The 917-nt window shown below is 38.8% G+C and carries 2 protein-coding genes and 1 pseudogene; all 3 read left to right on the top strand.

Translation table 11 applies throughout. The features are described 5' to 3' along the window. Positions 1-234 (top strand): DUF4351 domain-containing protein (locus MICAI_RS17770; protein WP_039900485.1); only part of this gene is annotated, 234 nt, incomplete at its 5' end. A 156-nt stretch (positions 235-390) separates the two neighbouring features. After that, positions 391-738 (top strand): DUF4347 domain-containing protein, encoded by a 348-nt coding sequence (locus tag MICAI_RS17765; protein WP_008205446.1) that lies wholly within the window; start codon positions 391-393, stop codon positions 736-738. Further along, positions 735-917: pseudogene (locus MICAI_RS17760) on the top strand (hypothetical protein); the annotation flags it as partial. The gene MICAI_RS17765 and the pseudogene MICAI_RS17760, both read left to right, overlap by 4 nt.

The raw sequence follows: 917 nt of genomic DNA, 5'->3' as shown, positions 1-917 counted from the left end.
GGTATTGAACAAGGTATTGAACAAGGTATTGAACAAGGTATCGAACGGGGTATTGAACGGGAAAAGACATTGATTCTTCGTCAAATTAAACGAAAGTTAGGGGAGATTAATCCTTCATTGGAAACTAAAATTATGCTGTTAAGTATTGATGATGTCGAAGTATTAGGAGAAGCTTTATTCGATTTCTCTACGGTTGAAGATTTAATCAATTGGTTAAATACTTTAACTGCTTAGTTTATGTTAGCGATCGCATCTTTGCAACAAATGAGAAAACGGGTTTCTTTGAGAAACCCGTTTTCTTGTATAAATATTAATTTCTGTTACAGGGATCTTGAAAAATTCGGGATTCTTTGCATAAAATAGCCGCAGTCATCCTTTGCGGTTAATGTCATGACTTCTACCCTTTTGCCGAGCTTTCCTGCTGTTGACGATGTTTTGTTCAATTTTGCTCAATCTGATGGCTTGAGTCAAGCTAATCAGGTGAATAGTGCGAGAAATCAGCGTTTAACCGCTACCGTAGTTTTCCTCGATGCTGGTGTTACCGATTATCAAAGTCTCCAAGCTGGGGTAATTCCAGAAGTCGCCACCGTTATTCTCTCTCCCAATCAAGACGGAATCGAACAAATATCCGCTTTTTTACCACAAAATCCCCAGATTACCACCACCACCTCTATTATTAAATCGGTGCGTTACGCTATCGCGCTTCACAGCCTACGAGTAAGCAAACAACTCAAATGAACCCAACAACCGCCAATTATGATGAACCCTGGAAAGAAGCATTAACCGAGTATTTTGAAGCGTTTTTACATTTCTTTTTTCCTGAAGTTCACCAACTAATTGATTGGACAAAAACTCCCGAATCTCTAGAAAAAGAACTCAAACGGATTACCGCTTCAGCTAAGACAAAAAAACGTTTC

Origin of the sequence: Microcystis sp. T1-4, assembly GCF_000297435.1 — a bacterium.
Lineage (GTDB): Bacteria > Cyanobacteriota > Cyanobacteriia > Cyanobacteriales > Microcystaceae > Microcystis.
This window is presented reverse-complemented; position numbering and strand designations above follow the sequence as displayed.